The following is a 22,925-nucleotide window of genomic DNA, read 5'->3' as shown; positions in this document are numbered from 1 at the left end:
GCGATCAGCCCGTCACCCGACGCGGCTCAGATCTTCTCCACCGGTGCGTACCGAAGCAGCAACCGCTTCACACCTTCGGAGCCGAAGTCGATATCGGCCTGCGCCTGCTGACCCTCACCGCGGACGACCACGACCGTGCCCATGCCGAAGCTGTCGTGGACGACGCGATCGCCGGGATCGAGGTTGATCACGGGCTTGTCGGTCGAGCTCCGGCGCGACGTTTCGTAGCGACTCGGGATGCCGCCGCCCGACGACGTACCGGATCCGGACCAGCGGGTGATCGCGGACTCGTCGCGGCGCCAGTCGAGCAGCTCGGCCGGGATCTCCTCGAGGAACCGGGACGGCGGGTTGTGCTGCGGGGCACCGAACGCAGACCGCACCGCGGCCCGCGAGATCGCCAGCCGCTGCCGGGCCCGGGTGATGCCGACATACGCGAGCCGGCGCTCCTCCTCGAGCTCCTTCAGGTCGGTCAGCGACCGGGAGTGCGGGAAGACGCCGTCCTCCATCCCGGTCAGGAACACGACCGGGAACTCCAGGCCCTTCGCGGTGTGCAGGGTCATCAGCGTGACCACGCCACCGTCGTCGTCCGCATCCGGGATCTGGTCCGCGTCGGCGACCAGCGCGACCCGCTCCAGGAACGCCTGCAGATCCGCCGACTCACCGGCCGCGGTCCGCTCCTCGACGAACTCCCGGGCCACCGAGATGAACTCGTCCAGGTTCTCCAGCCGGGTCTCGTCCTGCGGATCCGGCGACTTCTGCAAAGTCTCGTAGTACCCCGAGCGGTGCAGCGCGCTGTCCAGGATGTCGTCCGGCGGCGCACCCGAGTCGACCATCGCGGTCAGGTCGTCGAGGATGTCCACAAACCCCTGTACGGCGTTCGCCGAGCGCGAAGCCATCGCCGGTGCGTCCTGGGCCCGGCGCATCGCGGCTGCGAACGAGATCCGGTCCCGTTGGGCCAGCGCCTCGATCGCAGCCTCGGCCCGCTCGCCGATCCCGCGCTTCGGCTCGTTCATGATCCGGCGCAGCGAGACGGTGTCCTCCGGGTTCACCAGCACGCGCAGGTACGCGAGCGCGTCGCGGACCTCCTTGCGCTCGTAGAACCGGACGCCACCGACCACCTTGTACGGATGGCCGGTCCGGATGAAGACCTCTTCGAAGACTCGCGACTGGGCGTTGGTCCGGTAGAAGACCGCGACATCGGACGGCTTCACCTGGTCGGCGTCGGCCAGCCGGTCGATCTCGTCCGCGACGAACTGCGCTTCGTCGTGCTCGTTGTCCGCGACGTACACGGCGATCTGCTCGCCCTGCCCCTGGTCGGACCAGAGGTTCTTCGCCATCCGGCCCTCGTTGCGGCTGATCACCGCGTTGGCCGCGCTCAGGATGGTCTGGGTGGAGCGGTAGTTCTGCTCGAGCAGGATCGTCTCGGCGCCGGCGAAATCCTCCTCGAAGGCGAGGATGTTGCGGATCGTCGCCCCGCGGAACGCATAGATCGACTGGTCGGAGTCGCCCACCACCATCAGCTCGGCCGGCGGTGCGGTCGGCTGGCTCGCGCCCGGCGCGTCCTCACCGCACAGCTCGCGGATCAGCGTGTACTGCGCGTGGTTCGTGTCCTGGTACTCGTCGACCATCACGTGGCGGAACCGGCGCCGGTAGTACTCCCGGACCTCGGGGAAGGCCTGCAGCAGGTTGACCGTGGTCATCAGCAGGTCGTCGAAGTCCAGCGCATTCGCCTGCGCCAGCCGCTCCTGGTAGATCCGGTAGCACTCGGCATACGTCTCCTCCAAGTGGTTGGAGGTCTTCGCCGAGGCGGTCTCGTGGTCGATCAACTCGTTCTTCTGGGTGCTGATCCAGTTCAGCACCGCGCGCGGGTTGTACCGCTTGACGTCCAGGTCGAGCTCACGGCAGACCAGCGTCATCAGCCGGCGCGAGTCGGTCGCGTCGTAGATCGAGAACGTCGGGTTGATCCCGAACTTCTTGATGTCGCGGCGCAGGATCCGCACACACGACGAGTGGAACGTCGACACCCACATCAGCTTCGCCCGCGGCCCGACCAGGTCGACGACCCGCTCGCGCATCTCCGCCGCCGCCTTGTTGGTGAACGTGATCGCGAGGATCGACCCGGGGTGCGCGTCGCGGGCACCCAGCAGGTACGCGATCCGCCGCGTCAGCACGCGCGTCTTCCCCGACCCGGCACCGGCCACCACGAGCAGCGGTTTCCCCGCGTGCACGACAGCAGCCCGCTGCTGCGGGTTCAGCCCGTCCAGCAGCGCCTCGGGGTCGGTCCGGTGCTTCTTCGGCTCCTCGAGCGGCACCGGCAGTTCGTCAGGCGAGAAGAGCGTAGTCATCACCGAACACCATAGGCGCACCCGCCGACAGTTACCGAAAACAGGTTCGATCGAATGAAAAGATCCACCCATGGACGACACCCGGTACGACGCCCTCGTGGACCAGATCGAAGCCCTGTACGCCGAGTCCCGGTACGCCGACGCGATCGCCGTACTGGATGCCGCGACCGATCTCGCGCCCTGGACCGCCGAACTGGCCCACCTCCGAGCCTGCGTCCTAGGCGCCTCCGGCGACCCCGAAGGCGCCCTCCAAGCCCTCCAGACCGCAAGCCGCGCCGGCAGCTGGTGGCGCCCCGAGATCCTCACGGACGACGACGACCTAGCCGCCCTAACCAACCACCCAGAGTTCCAACAGCTGGTCGCCGAGTCCGCCACCCGAGCAACCGACGCCCCCACCCCCGCCCTGATCACCCTCCCCGAGGGCGACACCTCCCCCGACACCCCATCCGGGAGCGGCCTCCCCGGGCGCGCCCCCTCCGACGATTCCCTCCGCGACAACAACCTTCCCGACCCGACTCGGGCTCGGGGTGTTGTGGTTGCTCTTCATGGGGCGGGACAGCGCGCCGAGCATGCTCGACGGGATTGGGCGGGGGTGCTCGACCTCGGGTACGCGCTCGTTTGTGTCGAATCCTCTCGCCGGATGTCGCCGATGTACCGCACCTGGCCCGACCCCGAACAAGCTGCGGCTGACATCGCGCGGGCACTCGCCGAACTCCCGACCGAACTGACCGGTCTCCCGCTCATCGCCGCCGGCTTCTCGGCCGGTGGTCGAGTCGCGCTCAACTGGGCGCTCACCGCGCGACCGGCACCGGCGGCCGGCGTACTGGCTATGGCCCCGGCACTGCGTGAACTCCCGGACGACTCAGCCAATTCGTTGTCCCCGGCAACGATCTGGATCGGCACCGACGACGACCTGCTCGAGGTAGTGGACGCAGCCGAGCCCCACCTATCCGCCTGCAAGATCGAGCGACTGCCCGGCCTAGCCCACGCATTCCCAGCCGACTTCGCCCAACGCCTGGCTACGCTGCTGTAGTCATGGGACACGCGATCTTCGCCAGGGTCTACGCACGGATGCGACCAAGCATGGACGAGTACGGCGTCCGCGAGCACCGGAAGCGGTTACTCGCCGGACTGACCGGTGCGGTGGTCGAGATCGGCGCAGGTGACGGCGGGAACTTCGCGCACTACCCACCCGCCGTGACACAGGTCCTGGCCGTCGAACCCGAGCCCTACCTGCGCGGTCAGGCGGAGCGGGCCGCTGACACCGCTCCGGTTCCAGTGCAAGTTGTCCACGGCACTGCGGACCGACTGCCGCTCACTGACGGTTCGGTCGACGCAGTGGTCGCATCACTCGTCCTGTGCTCGGTCCCCGACCAGTCCGTCGCGCTAGCCGAGGCCAAGCGAGTACTGCGCCCCGACGGCGAGCTCCGCTTCTACGAACACGTCGCCGCCGTACCAGGACGTCTTCAGCGCGTGCTCGACGCCACCGGCTACCCAATACTCTCGGGCGGCTGCCACCTGCACCGCGACACCGCGACCGCGATCACAGCGGCCGGTTTCACGATCACCGAGCTCGACAGCTTCGACTTCCCCGCCACCGGGTTCAACCCGGCCGCCTCGCACATCCTGGGGCGTGCGGTCAGGACAGCTGACGCGTGAGCTGGAGTTCTACCGGTACGGCGGAGCCTAGCCAGTGCATCTTCGCGGTGTGGTCGTTGCAGGAGCCGATGCGTAGACCGGGGACGCCCTCGATCTGGCCCTCGTAGTCCTTCGCGGCCAGCAGTGCTACGACGTCCGAGAGCTCCGGACCGTCGAGCCATTCGATCCGGGCGAAGTCCGGGCGGGCCTGCCACATGTCGACCCAGGCAGCGGGGTCCTCGGTGAAGAGCGACGTACGGAGGATCATCGAGACCGCCCCAAGCAGGGTGGCGGCTGGAGTGGCCGTCCGCTCCAGCAGGTTGCGTTCGGACTCGGACAGGTCGTCCGCGATCAGGATTGCGGTATCGCTCAGATTCACAGTGGAGGAGCCTGCCACAGCATCTTGTCGGCTCTCAGCAGACTTGCCGTCAGCAGAAAAACTGGGGTACGACGGTTCTGCGCGCCCACAGTGGACACATGGCAGAAGAGACCAAACCACCGCTGTTCAACCCGTCCGCCCGGCAGCGGCTGCTCGACCGCCGCGTCGTCGTACTGGACGGTGTCCTCGACGACGACAACGGCACGCTGCTCGCGACCCAGATCCTGACGCTGGCGGCCGAGGACCCCGACCGCGACATCGCCCTGTGGATCCACTCACCCGGTGGCTCGGTGCCGTCGATGCTGGCTATCCGGGACGTGATGCGGCTGGTCCCGTGCGACGTGTCCACGCTGGCGATCGGGCTGGCCTGTAGCGCGGGCCAGTTCCTGCTGTCCGCTGGTACGGCGGGGAAGCGGTACGCGCTGCGGAACGCGCGGATCCTGATGCACCAGGGCTCGGCCGGGATCGGTGGTTCCGCGGTGGAGATCGAGATCCAGGCCAACGACCTGCGGCAGCTCCGCGACACCTTCCTGTCGGCCATCGCCGAGGACACCGGTCAGTCGTTCGAGACCGTGCACGAGGACTCCCTGCATGACCACTGGTACACCGCCGACGAGGCCCGCGACTACGGCTTCATCGATCACATCGTCTCGTCGTTCGACCAGGTGATGCCCGCGCAGAAGGAAGCAGCCGCATGAGCAGCTACATGATTCCGAACGTCATTGCCCAGTCCCCGCGCGGTGAGCGGGTCATGGACGTCTACTCGCACCTACTGTCCGAGCGGATCATCTACCTCGGTACGGCGATCGACTCCGGCGTGGCCAACGCGATGATCGCGCAGTTGCTGCACCTGGAGTACGACAACAACGAGCGGGAGATCAACCTCTACATCAACTGCGAGGGCGGTGACACTACGGCCGCACTGGCGATCTACGACACCATGCGGCTCATCTCGGCGCCAGTGGCAACCTTCTGCGTCGGACAGGCCATTGCGGCCGGTGCGGTTCTGCTGGCGGCCGGTGCGCCCGGACGGCGTTCAGTGCTGCCCCACGCGCGCGTCGTACTGCACCAGCCGGCCGCACGGGGTCAGGGCACGATTCCCGACCTCATCCTGCAGGCAGACGAGGTAGTGCGGGTCCGCGCCCAGGTGGAGTCGATCCTCGCGGAGCACACCGGCCAGACGATCGAGCGGCTGCGGCACGACACCGACCGCGACCACGTGCTGACCGCTGAGGCGGCTCGTGAGTACGGCATCGTCGACCGCGTGGTGCAGGAACGGGTCGCCGTACCGGTCCTCAGCTAGCCGGCCGACGCGAGGACGCGGTCGGCCACGGCCACGTGGTGAGCGAGTTCAGCGGTGCGGTCGGTCACATAGGCATAGGCGAGCTGCCGGTCGGGGTCCGCCCACCCGACACAGCAGTTGCTGCCGTTGTGACCGAACGTCCGCGGACTGCTCTGCTGACCGAACGCCGGGTCACTGGTTGGCGCAACCGCGGCTGCGACCGACTCCGGCCGCAGTACGCGGCCCGCCGTACCGATGCCGTGGTTCAGCAGCATCTGGTAGAGCGCAGCGAGGTCACGGGCTGTTGCCGACACACCTTCACCCGGTACGACGGCCTCCCGGGTACTGCGGCGGTTCACCAGCCGACTGCCCTTGACCGGGACCTGCTTGCCCCACAGCTCTGGCGGCAGACCCAGGTGTGTGTCGGCCACCCCGAGCGGCCGGAGCACCGCCTCCTCCAGCACCACCTGAATCGGATGCCTGGTGATCCGCTGGACCACCTCACCCAGAATGAACCCGAAAGCGAGCGAGCTGAGCGGCCAGCGCAGCGGCGCTTCTTCGATCCGGCGCAGCGACTTCGCCCAGTCGGTCATAGCCCGTACGTCGGCCCGGGGTGCCGCAGCACCGGACTGGTTACGCAGCACATCGCGGATGGTGACCCCGTCCTTGCCCTCCCCCGCGAACTGCGGCCAGTACGCCGCCACCTCGTCATCGAAATGCAGTACGCCGGACTCCACCAGCTGGTGCACGAGAATCGCGACGTACTGCTTGCTCGCGGAGAACAACCAGAACAGCGACTCCGGTTCGCACCCGAACCAGCGGTCGACGATCACGCGCCCGTCCCGGATCACGCACAGCTGAGCCGCGCCGCGACGTGTCTGTGCCTGCTCGATCGCCGTCCGCAACCGAGCAGCGTCCAGACCCACCTCGAGCGGGTCGCACTCGCCGCCGAACTCCACAGGTCCACTGTGCCCAGATAGGGCAAGTAAGGTCGATGATGTGACTGTTCCTGCAGCCAAACCGCGTCCTGACAGTGAAATCGAGCGTGTACTGGCAGTCGTCGCGCACCCCGACGACATCGACTTCGCCGCGGCCGGAACCGTCGCAGCGTGGACCAAGGCCGGGATCGAGGTGCATTACTGCATCGTCACCGACGGCCAGGAGGGTGGCTTCGAGCCGGACCGGGACCGCTCCGAGATCCCCGCAGTCCGCCGGGCTGAGCAGACGGCCGCGGCCGGGCACGCCGGCGTACAGGACCTGCACTTCCTCGGGTACGCCGATGGTGCCGTGGAGCCGACCGCCGATCTGGTCCGCGACATCGTCCGAGTGATCCGCCAGGTGCGCCCGCAGCGCCTCATCACCTCTTCCCCCGAGCGCAACTGGCAACGCCTCCAGGTCTCGCACCCCGACCACCTGGCCACCGGCGAAGCCACCGTCCGCGCGTTCTACCCCGCAGCAGGCAACCCCTACGCGTTCCCCGACCTCACCGAGGACCCCTGGGACCTCAACGAGCTCTGGCTGGTCGAGCACCCTGAGATCAACCACTACGTCGACATCACCGACACCATCGACCAGAAGATCGCCGCCCTGCTCTCCCACACCAGCCAGCACCGCGACCCCGACTCCCTGGCCGCCCACATGCGCCGGCTGTCCCAGCACCGCGCCGCCCTCGCCGGCCTGCCGAAAACCAGTTACGCCGAAGCTTTCACTGTGATCCGATTGGGCGCATGACCCCTCTCCTCCTGCTCCACGCAGGCGTAGCCGACAGCCGCATGTGGCAGCACCAGGTGGACGCGCTCAGCGCCACCCACCAGGTGATCACCCCTGACCTCCGCGGCTACGGCGAAAACCCCGTCGTCCCCAAGTACTCCGACGCGGGCGACGTCCTGGCTCTCCTGGACGACCTAGGCCTCGACCAGGTTGCGGCAGTAGGAGCGTCGTACGGCGGCTATGTCCTCCAGCAGGCGGCGAGTCAGCAGCCCGACCGCTTCACCCGTCTGGTCCTCCTCTGCGCCCCCACCGACAACGTGGAGCCGGACGCAGCCCTCCAAGCCCTGTGGGCCGAGGAAAACACGCTGGTCGAAGCAGGCGACGTCGAAGCGGCCACCGAACTCACCGTCCAGCACTGGATCGGCCCCGACGCGGACGACGCCGCCCGCGACCTCCTCCGCACCATGCAGCGCCGAGCCTACGAACTCCAGATCCCCGCCGGCGACGTGGACAACGAGGAATACCCCGTCACCCCCGAAACCCTCACCATGCCCGTCCGCCTCATCACCGGCGCCCACGACTACCAGTTCTTCGCCGACTCCGCGACGTACCTGATGGACCGGCTCCCGAACGCAGAACGAAAAGACCTCCCCTGGGCAGGTCACCTGCCAACCCTGGAGAGGCCTTCCGAAGCGCTAGAGCTGATTCTTTAGTCGGCGAGAGCGCCCATCGGGTCCCAGGCCGGGAGGACGATCGGGTCGTCGGCGAGGCGGGCCTGGAGGTCGGCGGGGAGGGCTGAACGGCGGACGGCGATCTCGAAGACGTGTTCGCCGTACCAGGAGTCGTTCATGGTCCAGAAGCCGCTGTCGGCCTTCTCGTCGCCCCAGCTGTTCTCGACGCGCCAGCGGCGGGGTTCGCCGTCGACGACGTCGACGCCGGTGAAGAGCATGGCGTGGGTCATCAGGGTCTCGTGGTGGAGGAGGCGCTCGGCCTTGTCCAGGGTGAAGCTGGTGTCGTAGACGGCGCCGTAGTCGTACAGGTTGGCGTCCCAGATGCCGAGGTCGCCGTTCATCTGCTTGCCGACGTCGCAGCCGAACCAGACCGGCTCGCCGCCGACGATGGCGTCCTGGGTGAGCTTCTTCATCAGGTCGATCTCGACGTTCAGGTAGACGACCGGCGGGGCGTCGATGACGTTGCCGAGGTAGTCGACGGTGAAGGTCTTGCCGACCGGGCTGGACTCGCGCGGGTCGTGCACCAGGCAGACGTAGTCGTCGACCGGGACCTGCACGTACGCCGCGGCGAACTCGGCCGGGGTGGTCCAGCCGTCGCGGTGGAAGGCCTTGTCGCTGTCCTTCCACTGCCACAGGAACTTCTGGGGCGGCGTGCCGAGGTGGATGCAGAGCACCCGGTGCACGGTGGTCAGGATCTCGCGCTTGCGCTCCCGCTGCGCCTCGGCGCTGTCGAGGCCGCGCAGGTCGCGGGCGCCCTGGCGGAGCAGCTTGCGGAGCGTGTCGTTCAGCTGGCCGGTCGACGACGAGCTCTCGGTCTCCGGCATCGCGGACTTCGGCACCAGGCCGTGTTTGCGAACCAGCGCGACGAACATGTTCCACTGGCCGCCGTCACCGATCGGGTCGGACAGCAGGTGCGCCACCGTCCGGTCGTCGACGTCGCGGCCGGCGGTCTCGATGATCGCCTCGAGGAAGAAGTTCGAGCGCTCGAACTTGTCCCAGAAGAGCAGGTAGTTCTGCGAGAACTCGAAGTCCTTCACCCCGAGCTTCTCGGCCGCGCCGACGCGCAGCAGGTTCAGCCCGGCGAACAGCCAGCACCGCCCGCTCTTCTTCTGGTTGGTGACCTTCCAGTCGTCCAGCAGGTTCGACACCGAATGGTCGATGGAGGTGACGACCTGGCGGTCGAGTGCGATGGCGTTCACCGGCGTCTGCGTGACGGCGTTCTGCATCACCCGGTACTGCGGGTTGGCTGCGAACTCCTTCTCGAAGAGCGCGAGTTGTTCGGTTGTGAGATTCCGCTCCATAACCATCGACGGTATCTCAGCCACCAAGCGTGCACCGCCCCTGCCGGGGTGGCGAATCTGTGCCCTGTCCACAACCAGCCACCCGGTTCGGCCGGCCGGTCTCAGGAGATGAGACCGCGCTGGTACGCACGGACCAACCGGCGCGGCACGCGGAGCTGTTTGCCGTCCACCACGATCGGCACCAGGTCGACCGGAGCGGCCTTCCACTGGGCCCGCCGGTTGCGGGTGTTCGAGCGGGACATCTTGCGTTTCGGAACGGCCATGGGGCTATGCTAAATGAAAACGACATTCAATACCAAGGGAGCGACGAGTCATGGCGCGACGACCACCGGTGACCGGCAAGCGCAAGCCCAAGCAGAACCCGCTGGACCGGGACGGCATCACGTTCATCGACTACAAGGACACCGCGCTGCTGCGGAAGTTCATCTCCGACCGCGGCAAGATCCGCTCCCGGCGCGTGACCGGGCTGAGTGTGCAGCAGCAGAAGCAGGTCTCCCGGGCGATCAAGAACGCCCGGGAGATGGCCCTGCTGCCCTACACCTCCAAGTAGCTCACCCTCACCAGAAGACGGCGATGGCGGCGTTGACCACGGTGAGGCCGCCGATGGCGAAGAAGGTGCCGCGGGTCAGCGCCGGCTTCTTGCGGTAGGCGAACAGCAGTCCGGCGATCACCAGTACGACGAGCAGCTTCACGCCGACCTTCGTGTTGTTCACGGTGAAGTCGTCGTCCTTGATGCCGGAGGCGATCCCGACCAGCAGGACACCGGTCACCAACTGGGTCAGCGCACCGTGCAGCATCGCGGCGTTCACCACCGGGGTCTTCGTCTTCAGCTGGGTGAAAAACCCGCCGAACAACGCCGCGAAGCCGATCAGGTGCAGAAACGTCAACAGGTGATGCACAAAGTCCATGCGGTCACCCTAGTCCGAGGCGACCACCACAGCTGAGCGCCGCTCCACCACGCTCACCGAAATGGCCGCGAGCCCGCCCACCAACGCGAAAGCGTAGAAGCCCCACGGGAACGCGAGTCCCGCCGACAGCAGGGCACCACCCAGGATCGGTCCGGCGATGGCACCGAGCCGGCCGACACCTGCGGTCCAACCAAGGGAGGTCGCACGGTTCGCGGCCGGATACAGACGACCGACGTACGCGTAGACCAGCACCTGCGCAGCGAAGACAAAGACGCCAGCCAGCAGTACGACGACGTACAGGATCACACTGGGGAGTCGAATGCTCAGCAGGGCCAGCGTGATCGTCGCACCGGCGAACCAGCCCAGGGTGACTGGCCGCAGCGCGACCTTGTCGGCAATGCGGCCGGCCAGCAGCAGTCCGGCGACCGCACCGAGGTTCAGCACCAGCAGCAAGCTGAGTGCGGCACCGAGCGGGTAGCCAGCTTCCCGCATGATCTGCGGCAGCCATGTGTTCAGGCCGTAGACCAGCAGCAGCCCCATGAACGACGTCACCCAGAACGCGAGCGTCGAACGCCGGAACTCCGGGCGCAGCAACGACTTCACCGGCTCCAGCCCCTGCTTGGACGCCTCCCGACTGAAGGAAGGCGACTCCGGCAAGTACTTCAGCATCAGCGGCAGTAGCACCAGCGCAGGTGCCGCACCGATCACGAACATCGCCCGCCAGCCCAGCGACGGAATCACCAGGATTCCGAGCAGCGCAGTGAGCACAGCACCAACGTGGTACCCGGTCATCACCAGTGTCGTCGGCCCGCCGTTCCGACCACGTGGCGAGTACTCCGTCACCAGAGTGATTGCTGTCGGCAAGCATCCGCCGAGACCGAGACCAGCCAGGAACCGCAGTACGCCGAAGGTGCCAGCACTCGTGGCAAACGCGCAGAGCAGCGTGAAGAACGAGAAGCCGGCCACCGCCACCAGCAACGCCCTCCGGCGGCCGATCAGGTCTGTCACGGTCCCGATCGTCAGCGCACCCAGCGTCATCCCGGCCAGACCGGCCGTCGACACCGTCGCCGCGACAGCCGGCGTGTAGCCCCACACCTTGTCACTGAGCAGGACCGGGGTGATCGTCCCCAGCACCACCAGGTCGAATCCGTCCAGCAGGACGGCACTCCAGCACAGCGGCCGCACCCAGCCGCTCCGAGACGTCGAGACCGTTGACATCAGACCTCCGGTCCGCCGGACGGGCGGATCCCGGCCAGGCTTCCCAGAAAGGTCTCGGTACGGCGCTCTGCGCGCCAGCGGCTCTTCCGCTGAGTGGAAAGGGCCGTCAGACCAGACGGCGGTCAGTCGCCCAGCGGGTCAGCTCGTGACGGTTCGAGAGCTGCAGCTTGCGCAGTACCGACGAGACGTGGGTCTCGACGGTCTTCACCGAGATGAAGAGCTCCCGCGCCACCTCCTTGTACGCGTACCCACGTGCGATCAGCCGCAGCACCTCACGCTCGCGCTGCGACAGCCGGTCCAGGTCCTCGTCGACCGACGCGATGTCGATCGCTCCGGAGAAGGCGTCCAGCACGAAGCCGGCCAGCCGAGGCGAGAACACCGCGTCTCCCTCGGCCACCCGGTTGATCGCGTCGACCAGCTCGGTACCGCTGATGTTCTTGGTGACGTAGCCGCGGGCACCGGCCCGGATCACGCCGATGACGTCCTCTGCGGCGTCCGACACCGACAGCGCGAGGAACTTCACCTCGGGGTGCCGCTGGTGCACCTGCTTCATCACCTCAGTGCCACCGCCACCGGGCAGGTGCACATCGAGCAGTACGACGTCCGGCTCGGCCGCGACGATCGCCTTCACCGCGGAGTCGACGTCTGCGCCCTCCCCGACGATGTCGACCGACGCACCGATCTCACTGCGCACTCCGGCCCGGAACATGTCGTGGTCATCGATGACGACAACGCGCCTGCTGCTCATCTGTCCATCTCCAGTCGCACTTCGGTCCCAGTCTCCGGATCGGAGCGCACTGTCGCGCGTCCGCCGTGCCGTTCCATTCTGCCCATCACACTGTGCCGCAACCCGAGCCGGTCGTCGGGTACGCCGTCCACGTCGAAGCCCTTGCCGCGGTCCCGGACGAACATCTCAGCGCGGTCGCCGTCCACCTCGACGAACACATCGATCTTCGCAGCACCGGAGTGCTTGGCCGCATTCACCATCGACTCACGGGCAGCCCGCACCATGGCCGACATCCCCTCGGTCAGCTCACAGTCCCCGACCGTCACGACCTCGATCGGCACCCCGTGGGAGTCCTCGACCTCCGCGGCGGCCCGCTTGGCGGCTCCGGCGAGTGTCTGGTCGGTCTTGTCATCCTCGTCGTACAGCCAGGCCCGCAGCTCACGCTCCTGGGAGCGGGCGAGCGTGGTGACCGCACGGGGGTCATTGGCCTGCTTCTGGATCAGGGCGAGTGTCTGCAACACCGAGTCATGCAGGTGCGCAGCCATGTCGGCGCGCTCCTGGGACCGGATGCGCTCAGCACGCTCCGAGTTCAGGTCCCGGTTCAGCCGCTGGACCCACGGCCCGGCGATGACTCCGAGGCCGACCACTGCGAGCAGCACAGCGATCAGGACGTTGCCGACCTGGGACAGCTTGCCGTTCTGCACGAGGAAGACGCCGACCGCCGTACCGACCAGGATCACGCCGACGGCGAGCCGGATCACCGACTTCACGCCGCCCTTGCCGAGCACTGCGCCGACGACCGGGACCCGGACGCCCTTGGTCCACTCCTGCTTCTGTCCCTCGTCCGCCTGCCGCCAGATCAGCGCCAGACCGGTCCCGGCGAACACCAGCGGCCAGAACATCTTCCCGGCGATACCGATCCCGGCGGCCTGCAGCAGGAGCAGTACGGCGGCTCCGACGACCACCAGCGCGGTCACCTGGCCGCGGCTCTTCTCCCGCTTCTGCGCCTTCGCCTCGGTCACAGGGGGCGGCTGCTCGTCCGACCGCATCCCGCTCCGGGTGTGCGCGGCCAGACCGGGCGCCGCCGGGGCGACCGGCGTTCCGAGCGGCATCAGGAACCACAGCGCCGCGTAGATCAGCACACCGAACCCGCCGAACACCGTGGCAGCGATCAGCACCAGCCGCACCAGAGTGTCCGAGATACCGAGGTGGTCCGCGACCCCGCCGGCCACACCGGCCACGACACGACCCTCGGTACGGCGATAGGCCCGCCGTACCGGTGGTAGGTCGGACGACGGGCGGGGCGGGCCGAAAGACGGTCCGGGAGGCGGAGGCGGCGGAGCGGGCGCGCCGGGGCCCAGGGCGGCCGCCTGGCGCGCGGCGTAGGCGGCGTACGGGCCCTGGTACTGGCTGGGTCCCTGCGGACCCCAGCCCTTGTACCGCCACTGCTCCGAGCCGTTGGGCTGCCCCTGGGCAGGCGGCGACTCGGCTGGGGCTCCGTTGCCGGAGGTCCCACCCGTCGGCGCGGCGGAGGCTGGCTGACTCATCACCACGATCGTCACATGTCGACCGGGCCGACACCAGCAGGCTTGTCCCGGGCCGGCTCCTCACCAGGCGCCCCGGCCGGGTCAGGGTCCCCTCGGGGGAAACCCCGACCGCCGACACACCCGGGGCAGGTCAGGGGGGATCCCCGATGTCTCCGGACCGGTCGAGGCGGCAGTATCGGTGCCATGGACCAGAACTCGAGCGGCCCCGGGGGGTTCGACCGCAGCCGCCTGCAGAACGTGGAGAACTGGCAGCGCAGCCGGTCGGACCGGATGCTGGCCGGGGTCTGCGGCGGGATCGGCCGGGCGCTGAACATCGACCCGGTGCTGATCCGCGTGGTGATGGCCGTGCTGATCCTCACTGGTCCCGGTGTCATCTTCTACATCGCCGGCTGGCTGCTGATGCCGGACGAGCGCAGCGACCGCTCCCCCGCTCAAGGGCTGCTCGGAGACCGCGTCCGGCCGGACCACCCGTGGCTGGGCCCGATCATCGTCGGTATCGCCGTGTTCGCCGCCATCGCGATGATGTCCTCGTTCAACTTCGGTGAGTTCGTCCCCGGCCCGCTGCTGGTGCTCGCGCTCATCGGACTGGTCGCCTACCACCGCAAGGGCGGTCGCCGCGGGCGCAGCAACCCGCGCGCCCAGTGGTCCGGTCCGAACGGCGCCTGGACACACGGCCAGCCCGGCTGGACCCAAACCCAGAGCACAACGCCCACTGCGGCCCCCGCAGCTGAGCAGCGCCCGCAGGACCGCGTGAGCGAGCCGACGCCGCCAGTCCAGCCGGTCTGGACCGACGACGACCCACTCGGCCTGTACGTCGACGAGCCACCGAGCGCGGCACCAGCCAAGACCCGTACGGCGCAGCCACCGGTCAAGGGGGCTCGCGGAGTCAAGTCTGTCGTCGTACTGCTGACCGGTGTCGCGATCGGAATCGCGGCTCTGGCCGGAGCGACCACAGCGACCATGCTGGTCATCGGAGTCGCAGTGCTCGGCGCCGGCATGCTGTTCGGCGGTTTCGTCGGCCGGACTGCCGCACTGCTCCCGCTGGGCCTGCTGCTCGCGGCAGGTGCGATCGCGAGCAACCTGTTCCCGAACGTGCCGCGCAACTTCGCCGACGTGAAATACGTCGCGCCGGCCGGTCAGGTGATCACGACGGCCGGCACCGGGACGCCGTACACGTTCGACGCCGGTTCGGTGCACCTGGACCTGACCCAGGCCAAGTTCGACCCCGGCGCCAAGATCGAGGTCCACGGGCGGGCGGGTGAGGTAGTGATCAAGCTGCCGCGGAACGTCGACGTACAGGGCCAACTGAACGCCGACCTCGGCGAACTGGTCGCACCGAACGCGAAGCAGAGCGGCCGGGACGCAAAGTTGACGCTGAACGACCTCGGCGCCGACCAGAAGACCGGACCGGAGTCAGTGGTCCTGGACCTGGACGTCAAACTGGGCTCGATCAAAGTGGAGCGGGGATGAACAAGCCGAAGCCGAAGCCGGATGTGGCCGGCATCATCGCCGGGACCGTACTGACCGGCGGCGCGACGATCTGGATGCTGAACGAGAACGGCATCCTGGAGACCAAGGACCTGGGCCTGACCGGCGCCCTGCTGCTGCTCGGCGCGGGCATCATCGGCCTGGCGGCCTCGCACCGCGGGTGAGCTAGGCTGAGGTCCGCTCATCGGGGTTCCGGTGGGCCAGCTACCCGAGGGGTCCGGGTGCAACGGGTCCCGTGGTCACAGGAGTTCCGAGATGGTGCGCGGCACCGTGAAGTGGTTCAACGCCGACAAGGGCTACGGCTTCCTCGCCGTGGACGGGCAGGACGACGTCTTCGTCCACTGGAGCAAGATCGTCTCCGACGGCTACAAGACCCTCGAGGACGGCCAGCCCGTCGACTTCCAGATCATCGACGGCCCCAAGGGCCGCGAAGCCGAAGCCGTCACGCCCGTCTGACGTACGGCGTTTTCTGGACTGCGCCTGTCGGCGGTAACCGGTAACCTGACCACTCACCGTGGGAGGGGTCCGAGAACGTGACAGAGCCGGTACACGTGGTCCGGAGGCTCGAGAAGGCGCTGGCCGACGACGACTTCTCGTGGACGTTCGTGCTGGTGGGCGAGGACCAGACCGACAAGCTCGCCACGCTGACCGGTGACCTGCGCGGCCCGGTCTCGGAGACCGGCGACGGCAAGGAGATCACCTCCGGCTTCGCCTACTGGGGCATCGGCCCGACGATCGCCTGGGCGAACGCGACCAGCGACCCGTTCTACCTGGTGATGAAGGCCGGCACCGAGTCCTTCCAGCGGCACTGGCGCAAGGTCAAACCGCATGTGGACAAGGGCGGTTTCCACTTCGTCAGCCTCGGTATCGGGACCGGCGTGAAGGACCGGACGATCCTGGAGGACCTGCGCCGGCGCAACCCGGACATGTTCTACATCCCGGTCGACATGAGCTCGGAGATGCTCCGGCTCGGCGGCCAGGAATCGGTCCGCAGCGGCCACTTCCCGATCTCCCAGGTGCTACCGGTCCAGATCGACTTCTCGATCCGCGACAACATGTCCGAGCTGGCCCAGATGCTCGGCCGGCTGATCGGTGACGAGCCGCTGCTCTACAGCCTGACCGGGAACACGCTGGCCAACTTCGACGACGACGAAGACCTGCTGCAGCTGATCACCGACGTACTGCGTCCGCAGGACCGGCTGCTGCTCGAGGTGGCCAGCACGACCCGGCTGGACGCGGAGTCGGCGAAGGCGGCCGCTGACGAGTACCACCAGACCAGGGCGTTCACCGAGTTCGTCACCAGCGCGCTGCGCTACAACACCGATCTGAAGGTCGACAACGACCAGATCAAGTTCATCGGCGAGATCGAGGACGACGACGCGCTGCTGGTGAAGGTCGTCTGGCAGAACGACACCCGCGAGGCGATCCGGATGGGCCTGCCGGACCACACCGAGGTCGTGCTGCCGATCGGCGACACCATCCGGCTCTACACGACCCGGAAGTACTCGACCACCCGGCTGAAGCGGCTCACCACTGCCTGCGAGCTGACGCCAATCGAGGCGATCCAGTCCCAATTCCGGTATCAGCGCCGACCGAACCCGTTCGGCCTCGAGCTACTGCTGCTCGCCCCGGCATCCTCCGGCGAGCACGACCGCACCTTGGCCGACGACATCTGGGCGCGATGAGACGTCGCTGGGCGACCCACCGCCGTACCGTCGTCACGGCGATCAGCTACGGCTTGCTCGGCCTGGCGTTCACGCTGGGGGTCATCTGGTTCTTCTGGCCGGAGAACTCCCGCTGGGAGCCCGCGGTCAACTCGCTGACGCTGGTCGCGGGGCTCACCGGCATCTTCGTCGAACGGCTGACGGCCGAGGCAGAACGCCGTACCGAAGTACTGCGGGCTGTCGGCGACGAGCTGCGTGAGAACACCCGCCTGCTGAACGACGCGCGCTTCTCGCCGGAGGCACCGTCCACCCGACACATCTATCCGCGGCTGGTGGTGTCAGCGGTCGACCTGGCTCTCGTCTCCGGCGCACTCGGTCTGCACCGGGACGCCGAGCTGGTTCGCGAGCTGCACCGCTGGCGGGACACGGTGAACCTGTTCAACCGACGGCTCGACCTGACCGAGATCAGCACCTTCTCCGCCACCGCGTCAGAGGCCGAGCTGGCCGCCTTCCACCGGGCCCTGCATCGCCAGGACAGCTTCTTCACCAGCACTCGCGACCAGCTGAAGACGCTGCTCGCGAAGATGCCCGTGCTCTAACGGGCACCCCCGAAACCTCGCTCACGCTGCCACAAGTGGCAATTCATGCCGAGCCGTTGACTTAATCATGCCATCGGCGCTTACTTTCGGACAGGACCGTAAATACGGCACCCCCGGAGGCTTCGTTGCGTTTCTTCCGTCCGCTCCTCGCCCTGACCGTTGCCACTGCCCTGATCGCCACCCCGGCAGTGCCCACCGTGGCGGCCGGCCCGCCACACGCCGAGGCCGTCTCCCTCGGCGTACCACTGTCCGACGTACTGCTGATCGGCGGCACCGTCGCGCCCGGACCCGGCGGCAAGACCGCGATCTGGAACATCTCGTCCGGCGTACCGGCGTACCTGAACGCGCTCGACCCGGTGAACGGCACCAGCCTGCTCTCGACGCCACTGCCCGGCGCCGAGGGCAGCTACACCGTCGTCGCGACGCCGGCCGGCACGATCTACGTCGGCAGCTACAACAACGGCCACCTGTACCGGCTGCGCCCCGGCGCGACCGCGGTCGAGGACCTCGGCCGGCCGCTGGCCAGCGAGTCCTTCATCTGGGCGCTGACCACCGACGACCAGGGCAACGTGTACGGCGGCACCTACCCGGGCGGCCGCGTGTTCCGGTTCGACGACACCACCGGCGCGATCCGCGACTACGGCAAGATCATCGCGGACCAGCCGTACGTCAAGAGCATCGGCTACGCGAACGGCAAGCTCTACACGGGATCCCTGCCCGACGCGCACGTGATGGAGATCGACGCCACCACCGGCGCCGCCACCGAGCTTCCCCCGCCGCCGAACCTCGGCGACCCGAAACTCAAGTCCGTCTACGACCTCAGCGTCCGCGGTGGCCGCGTCTACATCCGAGTCGGCGGCGCGTTCCCGATGCCGATGTATGTCTGGGATATCGCATCCCGCACCTGGGTCGACGAGATCCCGCTGGCCCACGGCCTGGACATCTCGCCGCTCGGCGCCAACGGCGAGCTGTACTTCATCCAGGCCAGCGAGCTGCGGAAGTACGACCCGGCCACCAAGACGCTGACCGGCACCGGGCTGCGGTTCACCGGCCGGATCCAGAACGCGCGCTCGATCGGGTACGCCAACCTCGGCCTGCCTGACTATCCGGGGACGAGTGTGATCGGCACGCTGTGGCGCGGCGAGGAGTTCCGCTACAACCCGCAGACCGGCAAGTCGGAGATCTTCCTGACCAACGTCCGGCGCGAACCGATCGACATCCTCGGCCTGTCCGGCGGTGACCGCAACGTCTACACCGGCGGCTATCTGAACGGCGGAGTCTCGGTCACCGATCCGAAGACCGGCGTCACCAAGTTCAACCGCTTCTCGCAGACCGAGCAGACCTACGAGGGCTCCGACGGCAAGGTCTGGATCGGCACCTATCCGGAGGCGCGGCTCTACTCCTACGACCCGCGCCAGACCTGGAACAGTGTCGAGTACTCACCCGGCCCGGTCGGCAGCCCGGAGAACCCGAAGCTCGCGGTCAACCTGAAGCCCGTCTTCCAGAACCGCGCCCGCGCGCTGGTCGAGGTGAACGGGAAGATCGCGGTCGGCACCGTCCCGGAGGGCGACCGCCTCGGCGGCGCGCTGGCCTTCTACGATCCACAGTCCGGTACCACCGAGACGTACCGGAACGTCGTTCAGGACGAGAGCGTCTTCGGTCTGACCGCTCGTCAAGGAATCGTGTACGGCGGTACGTCGATCACCGGCGGACTCGGTACCACCAAGCCGACCCGGGAGTCCGGAACCGTGTTCGCCTGGGATGTCGAGGGCAAGCGGAAACTCTGGGAAACGGTGCCGGTGACCAAGGCGCCGACCGTGTCGTCGGTGACATTCGGGCCGGACGGAACGCTGTGGGGCGTGGCCGGCAAGACCGTGTTCGCGATGGACCCGTGGTATGGGACAGTGCTGAGGTCCTTCGTCCTCGGGACGACCTCCCAGACCGGAGACATCGTCGCGACCAGGGACGGGGTGTACGTCAGCATCGACATGAACAAGATCTACCGGATCGCCCCCGGCGACCGGGCGACGCCGAAGCTGTACCTCGAGCACCCGCACCGGCGGCTCGCCGTCCAGGGTGGGCAGCGGCTGATCTTCAGCAACGGGCCCGAACTGTTCCGAGTCGATATCAAACGTTGACAGCAGAAATTCCTTCCCACTACTTTCGGTCCTGACCGTTATTCGGTGAACAACTTTCCGGCCTGTGCCGGCATCCAGGGGGTTGTGATGAAATCCACCGTCCGCCGTATCGCGGCGCCACTGACCGCACTCGTCCTCACCGCCGCCCTCGGGTCGTGTGGCGGGAGCGACGGATCCTCCGACAAGAAGAAGACCGTCACCCTCTGGATGTACCCGGTGATCGCCGACCAGGCCGCCAGTGACACCTACTGGAAGAAGGTCGAGACCGACTTCGAGGCCGCCAACTCCGGGTTCGACCTCAACATCGAGCCGCAGCCCTGGGACAAGCGCGACGAGAAGCTGGCCACCGCGTTCGCCGGCAAGAAGGGTCCGGACGTCGTCCTGCTGATCCCCGACCAGCTCCCGCAGTACGTGAAGAACGGCTCGCTCGAGCCGGTCGGCGACGTGGTCGAGGCCGACAAGAGCAAGTTCCTGCCGAACGCGATCCCCGGCCTGACCGTCGAGGGCAAGGTCTACGGCGCGCCGATCTACCACACCGTCACCACGACCATCTACAACAAGACGGTGCTGGGCAAGGCCGGGATCACCAAGCCGCCGGCCACCTGGGACGAGATCAAGGCGGCCGCGCCGAAGCTGAAGGCGGCCGGGTTCTCAACCCTCGACTACTCGGCCTCGCCGGAGGCCACGCTGAACCTGAACTTCTACCCGCTGCTCTGGCAGGCCGGTGGCAAGGTCTTCGCCGACGACGGCAAGTCCGTCGCGTTCAACCAGGCCCCGGGCCTGGAGGCGCTGACGTTCCTGAAGACGCTGTGGGACGAGGGCGCCGTACCGAAGAGCGCGCTGACCAACGGCAACGCGATCGAGAACCAGCCGATCGGCAAGGGTCAGGTCGCGATGGCCTTCACCGCCACGCCGGCCAACGCGGCACTGGCCGCCAAGAGCTGGGGCGTCGACAACACCGAGGTCGGTGCACCGCTGACCGGCGCCAAGCAGGTCGGGTACGGAATCCCCGGCGGCCTCTCGGTGAACGCGGGCTCGGAGAACATCGACGGGGCGAAGAAGTTCCTCTCGTTCATGATCCAGCCGCCGCAGCTCGAGGCGATGAGCAAGGCGACCGGCTACTTCACCCCGCGCACCGACGCGAAGGTGGAGGTCACCGATCCGCTGACGCAGAAGTTCGGCCCGGCGCTGCAGTACGCCTTCCCCGGTGAGCCCAACCCGGCCGCCCGCCAGATCATGGCGCTGCTGAGCGTCGAGATCCAGGCCGTGCTGACCGGCAAGAAGACACCGCAACAGGCACTCGACGACGCTGCCAAGCAGGGCAACGCCCTCCTGGGTCGATGACCCAGGTCGGCGTCGACCGGAACTCCCCCGCCCGCCGCCCGCGACCCGTACCTCTCAGGGGGCGGCACGGTCCGCGGCGGCGGGCGTGGGTCGGGCTGGTGTTCGTGGCGCCGATGCTGGCGCTGTTCCTGGCCTTCCGCTTCCTGCCGGCGGTCGGCGCCGTCTGGCTGTCGCTGACCGACTACCGGCTCAGCGGCCGCTGGAAATTCATTGCCTTCGACAACTACACCAGGCTGCTGCAGGACGAGCTGTTCCACCAGAGCCTGGTGGTCACCCTCACCTACACCCTGATCTTCGTCCCCCTGACAGTGCTGATCTCGCTCGGCACGGCGTTGCTGCTGCAACAAGTGGTCTGGCAGCGCGGGTTCTTCCGGGGCGTCTTCTTCCTCCCGTACGTGACGAGCATCGTGCTGGCCGCGGTCATCTGGAAGTGGATCTACGACGCCCAGGACGGGCTACTGAACGCCGTACTCGGGCTGGTCTCGATCGGCCCGGTCGACTTCCTCGGCTCGGACAACTCCGTGCTGGCGTCGATCGCGGTCACGTCCGCCTGGAAGGGTTTCGGCTACTCGATGCTGATCCTGCTCGCCGGCCTGCAGGCAGTCCCGCCGTCGTACCTGGAGGCCGCGATGATCGACGGCGCCTCGGCCTGGCAGCGGTTCCGCTACATCACCATCCCGCAGATCCGGCCGGTGCTGTTCTTCGTGCTGGTGATCGAGACGATCAGCGCCTTCCAGGTCTTCGACGCGATGTACGTGATGACCGGCGGCGGCCCGGTCCGGTCCAGCTACTCGCTCGTCTATCTCCTGTACGACAGCGGTTTCAAGTTCTTCGACTTCGGTTACGCGAGCGCGATCGGCATCATGCTCTTCTTCATCGTGCTGATCATCTCGCTCGTCCAACGCCGCCTCGTCGGGAGGGACGACGACTGATGGTGAACCTCCTCGACCGCCCATCAACCCGCCGTACTGCGTCGTCGACTTCATCTTTGAAGCCGTCGCGACCGGTGGCCCGGCTGACGCTGCCGACGCTGCTCGCACTGACCGCGATCGTCACCGTGCTCCCGTTCGTGGCGATGGTGCTCGTCGCTTTCGCACCCCCGAGCGGCCAGACCTTCCCCGACGCCTTCTACCCGTCCCGCTGGACCTTCGAGAACTTCACCCGAGTCCTGTCCAGCTCCGACATCCCCCGCTGGACAGTCAACTCACTGCTCTACTCGCTAGTGTCCGTCGTCTTCGTCCTGCTCTTCGCCGCCATGGCCGGCTACGCCTTCGCAAAGAAGCGCTTCCCCGGCCGCGAGCTGATGTTCTGGGCGTTCCTGGCCACCCTGATGGTCCCCTTCCAGGCGACCCTCATCCCCTCGTACATCCTGATCTCCCGCCTCGACTGGGTCGACAGCTACTGGGGCCTGATCGTCCCCACCCTGGCCAACTCCCAAGCCGTCTTCCTGCTCCGCCAGTTCATCAGCCAACTCCCCGACGAACTCTTCGAAGCAGCCGAAATCGACGGCGCCCCCGAATGGAAAATCTTCACCCTGATCGTGATGCCCCTGATCCGCCCAGCCCTGGCCACCCTAGGAATTTTCGTCTTCCTCTGGCACTGGAACGACTTCCTCTGGCCCCTGGTCATAGGCCAATCCGCCAACATGCAAACGTTGACGGTAGGCCTAGCCACCCTCCAAACCCAGTCAGTCCCCATCAACCAAATCATGGCCGGCGCCACCATCACGGTCATCCCCAGCCTCCTCGTCTTCGGCCTACTCCAGCGCTACCTAACCGACAGCATCACGATGTCGGGTCTGAAGGGTTAATCCCAAGGCCGGTTAGTTAGTGGTCAGGGTGGTGTGTCAAGGATGTCGATGGTGATGGTGGCTTTGTAGGTGGTGCGGTTGATTTTTGCTTGTTTG

The 22,925-nt window shown here is 67.4% G+C and carries 25 protein-coding genes; 16 read left to right on the top strand and 9 right to left on the bottom strand.

Annotated elements, in window-relative coordinates:
* Positions 1 to 26: 26 nt before the first annotated feature.
* Complete coding sequence (gene pcrA / locus ACFTSF_RS39715) at positions 27 to 2,345, bottom strand: DNA helicase PcrA (RefSeq protein ID WP_344156613.1); 2,319 nt, start codon at positions 2,343 to 2,345, stop codon at positions 27 to 29.
* 70 nt (positions 2,346 to 2,415) lie between these two features.
* On the opposite strand from pcrA, the gene ACFTSF_RS39710 reads away from it, so the two are divergent.
* Together ACFTSF_RS39710 and ACFTSF_RS39705 are read left to right on the top strand one after the other, a co-directional pair.
* Positions 2,416 to 3,378: a TPR end-of-group domain-containing protein gene (locus ACFTSF_RS39710; RefSeq protein ID WP_380160550.1), complete on the top strand. Its 963-nt coding sequence runs from the start codon at positions 2,416 to 2,418 to the stop codon at positions 3,376 to 3,378.
* Between the two features lie 2 nt (positions 3,379 to 3,380).
* Positions 3,381 to 4,004 (top strand): class I SAM-dependent methyltransferase, encoded by a 624-nt coding sequence (locus tag ACFTSF_RS39705; protein ID WP_380160548.1) that lies wholly within the window; start codon positions 3,381 to 3,383, stop codon positions 4,002 to 4,004.
* Here ACFTSF_RS39705 and ACFTSF_RS39700 read toward each other — a convergent pair.
* Positions 3,985 to 4,362 (bottom strand): hypothetical protein, encoded by a 378-nt coding sequence (locus ACFTSF_RS39700; RefSeq protein ID WP_380160546.1) that lies wholly within the window; start codon positions 4,360 to 4,362, stop codon positions 3,985 to 3,987. The two genes, ACFTSF_RS39705 and ACFTSF_RS39700, sit on opposite strands and share 20 nt — an antisense overlap.
* A 98-nt stretch (positions 4,363 to 4,460) precedes the next feature.
* Between ACFTSF_RS39700 and ACFTSF_RS39695 the strand changes: the two genes are divergently transcribed.
* Together ACFTSF_RS39695 and ACFTSF_RS39690 are read left to right on the top strand one after the other, a co-directional pair.
* The gene (locus ACFTSF_RS39695) at positions 4,461 to 5,060 is read left to right on the top strand and encodes a ClpP family protease (RefSeq protein WP_380160545.1); all 600 of its coding nucleotides are present in this window, start codon (positions 4,461 to 4,463) and stop codon (positions 5,058 to 5,060) included.
* The gene (locus tag ACFTSF_RS39690) at positions 5,057 to 5,665 is read left to right on the top strand and encodes a ClpP family protease (RefSeq protein WP_380160543.1); all 609 of its coding nucleotides are present in this window, start codon (positions 5,057 to 5,059) and stop codon (positions 5,663 to 5,665) included. Before ACFTSF_RS39695 ends, ACFTSF_RS39690 begins: the two co-directional genes overlap by 4 nt.
* Here ACFTSF_RS39690 and ACFTSF_RS39685 read toward each other — a convergent pair.
* Positions 5,662 to 6,603 carry a serine hydrolase domain-containing protein gene (locus tag ACFTSF_RS39685; RefSeq protein ID WP_380160541.1) on the bottom strand — a complete coding sequence of 314 codons (942 nt, stop codon included), beginning with the start codon at positions 6,601 to 6,603 and terminating at the stop codon, positions 5,662 to 5,664. The genes ACFTSF_RS39690 and ACFTSF_RS39685 overlap by 4 nt on opposite strands.
* Positions 6,604 to 6,643: 40 nt before the next feature.
* Between ACFTSF_RS39685 and ACFTSF_RS39680 the strand changes: the two genes are divergently transcribed.
* Together ACFTSF_RS39680 and ACFTSF_RS39675 are read left to right on the top strand one after the other, a co-directional pair.
* Positions 6,644 to 7,375, top strand: a complete 732-nt coding sequence (locus tag ACFTSF_RS39680; protein WP_380160539.1) for a PIG-L deacetylase family protein — start codon at positions 6,644 to 6,646, stop codon at positions 7,373 to 7,375.
* The gene (locus tag ACFTSF_RS39675) at positions 7,372 to 8,067 is read left to right on the top strand and encodes an alpha/beta fold hydrolase (RefSeq protein WP_380160537.1); all 696 of its coding nucleotides are present in this window, start codon (positions 7,372 to 7,374) and stop codon (positions 8,065 to 8,067) included. The genes ACFTSF_RS39680 and ACFTSF_RS39675 overlap by 4 nt, the downstream gene beginning before the upstream one ends.
* Here the strand turns inward: ACFTSF_RS39675 and ACFTSF_RS39670 are convergent.
* Entirely contained in the window at positions 8,064 to 9,386 is a 1,323-nt protein-coding gene (locus tag ACFTSF_RS39670) for an aminopeptidase C (RefSeq protein ID WP_380160535.1), read from the bottom strand. The genes ACFTSF_RS39675 and ACFTSF_RS39670 overlap by 4 nt on opposite strands.
* 101 nt (positions 9,387 to 9,487) lie before the next feature.
* Positions 9,488 to 9,649: a 50S ribosomal protein L32 gene (gene rpmF / locus ACFTSF_RS39665; protein ID WP_376039243.1), complete on the bottom strand. Its 162-nt coding sequence runs from the start codon at positions 9,647 to 9,649 to the stop codon at positions 9,488 to 9,490.
* Between the two features lie 50 nt (positions 9,650 to 9,699).
* On the opposite strand from rpmF, the gene rpsR reads away from it, so the two are divergent.
* Positions 9,700 to 9,936, top strand: coding sequence for a 30S ribosomal protein S18 (gene rpsR / locus ACFTSF_RS39660; RefSeq protein ID WP_344156582.1), 237 nt, complete (start codon positions 9,700 to 9,702; stop codon positions 9,934 to 9,936).
* 7 nt (positions 9,937 to 9,943) lie between these two features.
* Here rpsR and ACFTSF_RS39655 read toward each other — a convergent pair whose 3' ends face one another.
* The 4 genes from ACFTSF_RS39655 to ACFTSF_RS39640 form a co-directional block, all read right to left on the bottom strand.
* The gene (locus ACFTSF_RS39655) at positions 9,944 to 10,294 is read right to left on the bottom strand and encodes a hypothetical protein (protein WP_380160532.1); all 351 of its coding nucleotides are present in this window, start codon (positions 10,292 to 10,294) and stop codon (positions 9,944 to 9,946) included.
* Between the two features lie 9 nt (positions 10,295 to 10,303).
* Positions 10,304 to 11,512: an MFS transporter gene (locus ACFTSF_RS39650; protein WP_380160531.1), complete on the bottom strand. Its 1,209-nt coding sequence runs from the start codon at positions 11,510 to 11,512 to the stop codon at positions 10,304 to 10,306.
* A gap of 106 nt (positions 11,513 to 11,618) precedes the next feature.
* Positions 11,619 to 12,260, bottom strand: a complete 642-nt coding sequence (locus ACFTSF_RS39645; protein WP_132410137.1) for a response regulator transcription factor — start codon at positions 12,258 to 12,260, stop codon at positions 11,619 to 11,621.
* The gene (locus ACFTSF_RS39640; RefSeq protein WP_380160529.1) at positions 12,257 to 13,786 is read right to left on the bottom strand and encodes a PspC domain-containing protein; all 1,530 of its coding nucleotides are present in this window, start codon (positions 13,784 to 13,786) and stop codon (positions 12,257 to 12,259) included. The genes ACFTSF_RS39645 and ACFTSF_RS39640 overlap by 4 nt, the downstream gene beginning before the upstream one ends.
* A 183-nt stretch (positions 13,787 to 13,969) precedes the next feature.
* Here ACFTSF_RS39640 and ACFTSF_RS39635 point away from each other — a divergent pair, with 183 nt between their 5' ends.
* The 9 genes from ACFTSF_RS39635 to ACFTSF_RS39595 all read left to right on the top strand — a co-directional run bounded on the left by ACFTSF_RS39635 (position 13,970) and on the right by ACFTSF_RS39595 (position 22,829).
* Positions 13,970 to 15,256, top strand: a complete 1,287-nt coding sequence (locus ACFTSF_RS39635; RefSeq protein ID WP_380160527.1) for a PspC domain-containing protein — start codon at positions 13,970 to 13,972, stop codon at positions 15,254 to 15,256.
* Entirely contained in the window at positions 15,253 to 15,438 is a 186-nt protein-coding gene (locus tag ACFTSF_RS39630; protein ID WP_380160525.1) for a hypothetical protein, read from the top strand. The genes ACFTSF_RS39635 and ACFTSF_RS39630 overlap by 4 nt, the downstream gene beginning before the upstream one ends.
* A 91-nt stretch (positions 15,439 to 15,529) precedes the next feature.
* Positions 15,530 to 15,730: a cold-shock protein gene (locus ACFTSF_RS39625; protein WP_132410129.1), complete on the top strand. Its 201-nt coding sequence runs from the start codon at positions 15,530 to 15,532 to the stop codon at positions 15,728 to 15,730.
* A gap of 77 nt (positions 15,731 to 15,807) precedes the next feature.
* The gene (locus tag ACFTSF_RS39620; RefSeq protein ID WP_344156556.1) at positions 15,808 to 16,959 is read left to right on the top strand and encodes an L-histidine N(alpha)-methyltransferase; all 1,152 of its coding nucleotides are present in this window, start codon (positions 15,808 to 15,810) and stop codon (positions 16,957 to 16,959) included.
* Complete coding sequence (locus ACFTSF_RS39615; RefSeq protein ID WP_344156553.1) at positions 16,956 to 17,537, top strand: hypothetical protein; 582 nt, start codon at positions 16,956 to 16,958, stop codon at positions 17,535 to 17,537. The genes ACFTSF_RS39620 and ACFTSF_RS39615 overlap by 4 nt, the downstream gene beginning before the upstream one ends.
* A 125-nt stretch (positions 17,538 to 17,662) precedes the next feature.
* Entirely contained in the window at positions 17,663 to 19,675 is a 2,013-nt protein-coding gene (locus tag ACFTSF_RS39610) for a hypothetical protein (protein ID WP_380160523.1), read from the top strand.
* Between the two features lie 87 nt (positions 19,676 to 19,762).
* The gene (locus tag ACFTSF_RS39605; protein WP_380160521.1) at positions 19,763 to 21,019 is read left to right on the top strand and encodes an ABC transporter substrate-binding protein; all 1,257 of its coding nucleotides are present in this window, start codon (positions 19,763 to 19,765) and stop codon (positions 21,017 to 21,019) included.
* Complete coding sequence (locus ACFTSF_RS39600) at positions 21,016 to 21,951, top strand: carbohydrate ABC transporter permease (RefSeq protein ID WP_380160519.1); 936 nt, start codon at positions 21,016 to 21,018, stop codon at positions 21,949 to 21,951. The genes ACFTSF_RS39605 and ACFTSF_RS39600 overlap by 4 nt, the downstream gene beginning before the upstream one ends.
* Positions 21,951 to 22,829 carry a carbohydrate ABC transporter permease gene (locus ACFTSF_RS39595; protein ID WP_380160518.1) on the top strand — a complete coding sequence of 293 codons (879 nt, stop codon included), beginning with the start codon at positions 21,951 to 21,953 and terminating at the stop codon, positions 22,827 to 22,829. Before ACFTSF_RS39600 ends, ACFTSF_RS39595 begins: the two co-directional genes overlap by 1 nt.
* Positions 22,830 to 22,925: the final 96 nt, after the last annotated feature.

This window comes from Kribbella sp. NPDC056951, assembly GCF_042674205.1.
GTDB lineage: Bacteria > Actinomycetota > Actinomycetes > Propionibacteriales > Kribbellaceae > Kribbella > Kribbella yunnanensis.
The sequence above is the reverse complement of the archived record's forward strand: the minus strand, read 5'-3'. Positions and strand labels throughout refer to the sequence as shown.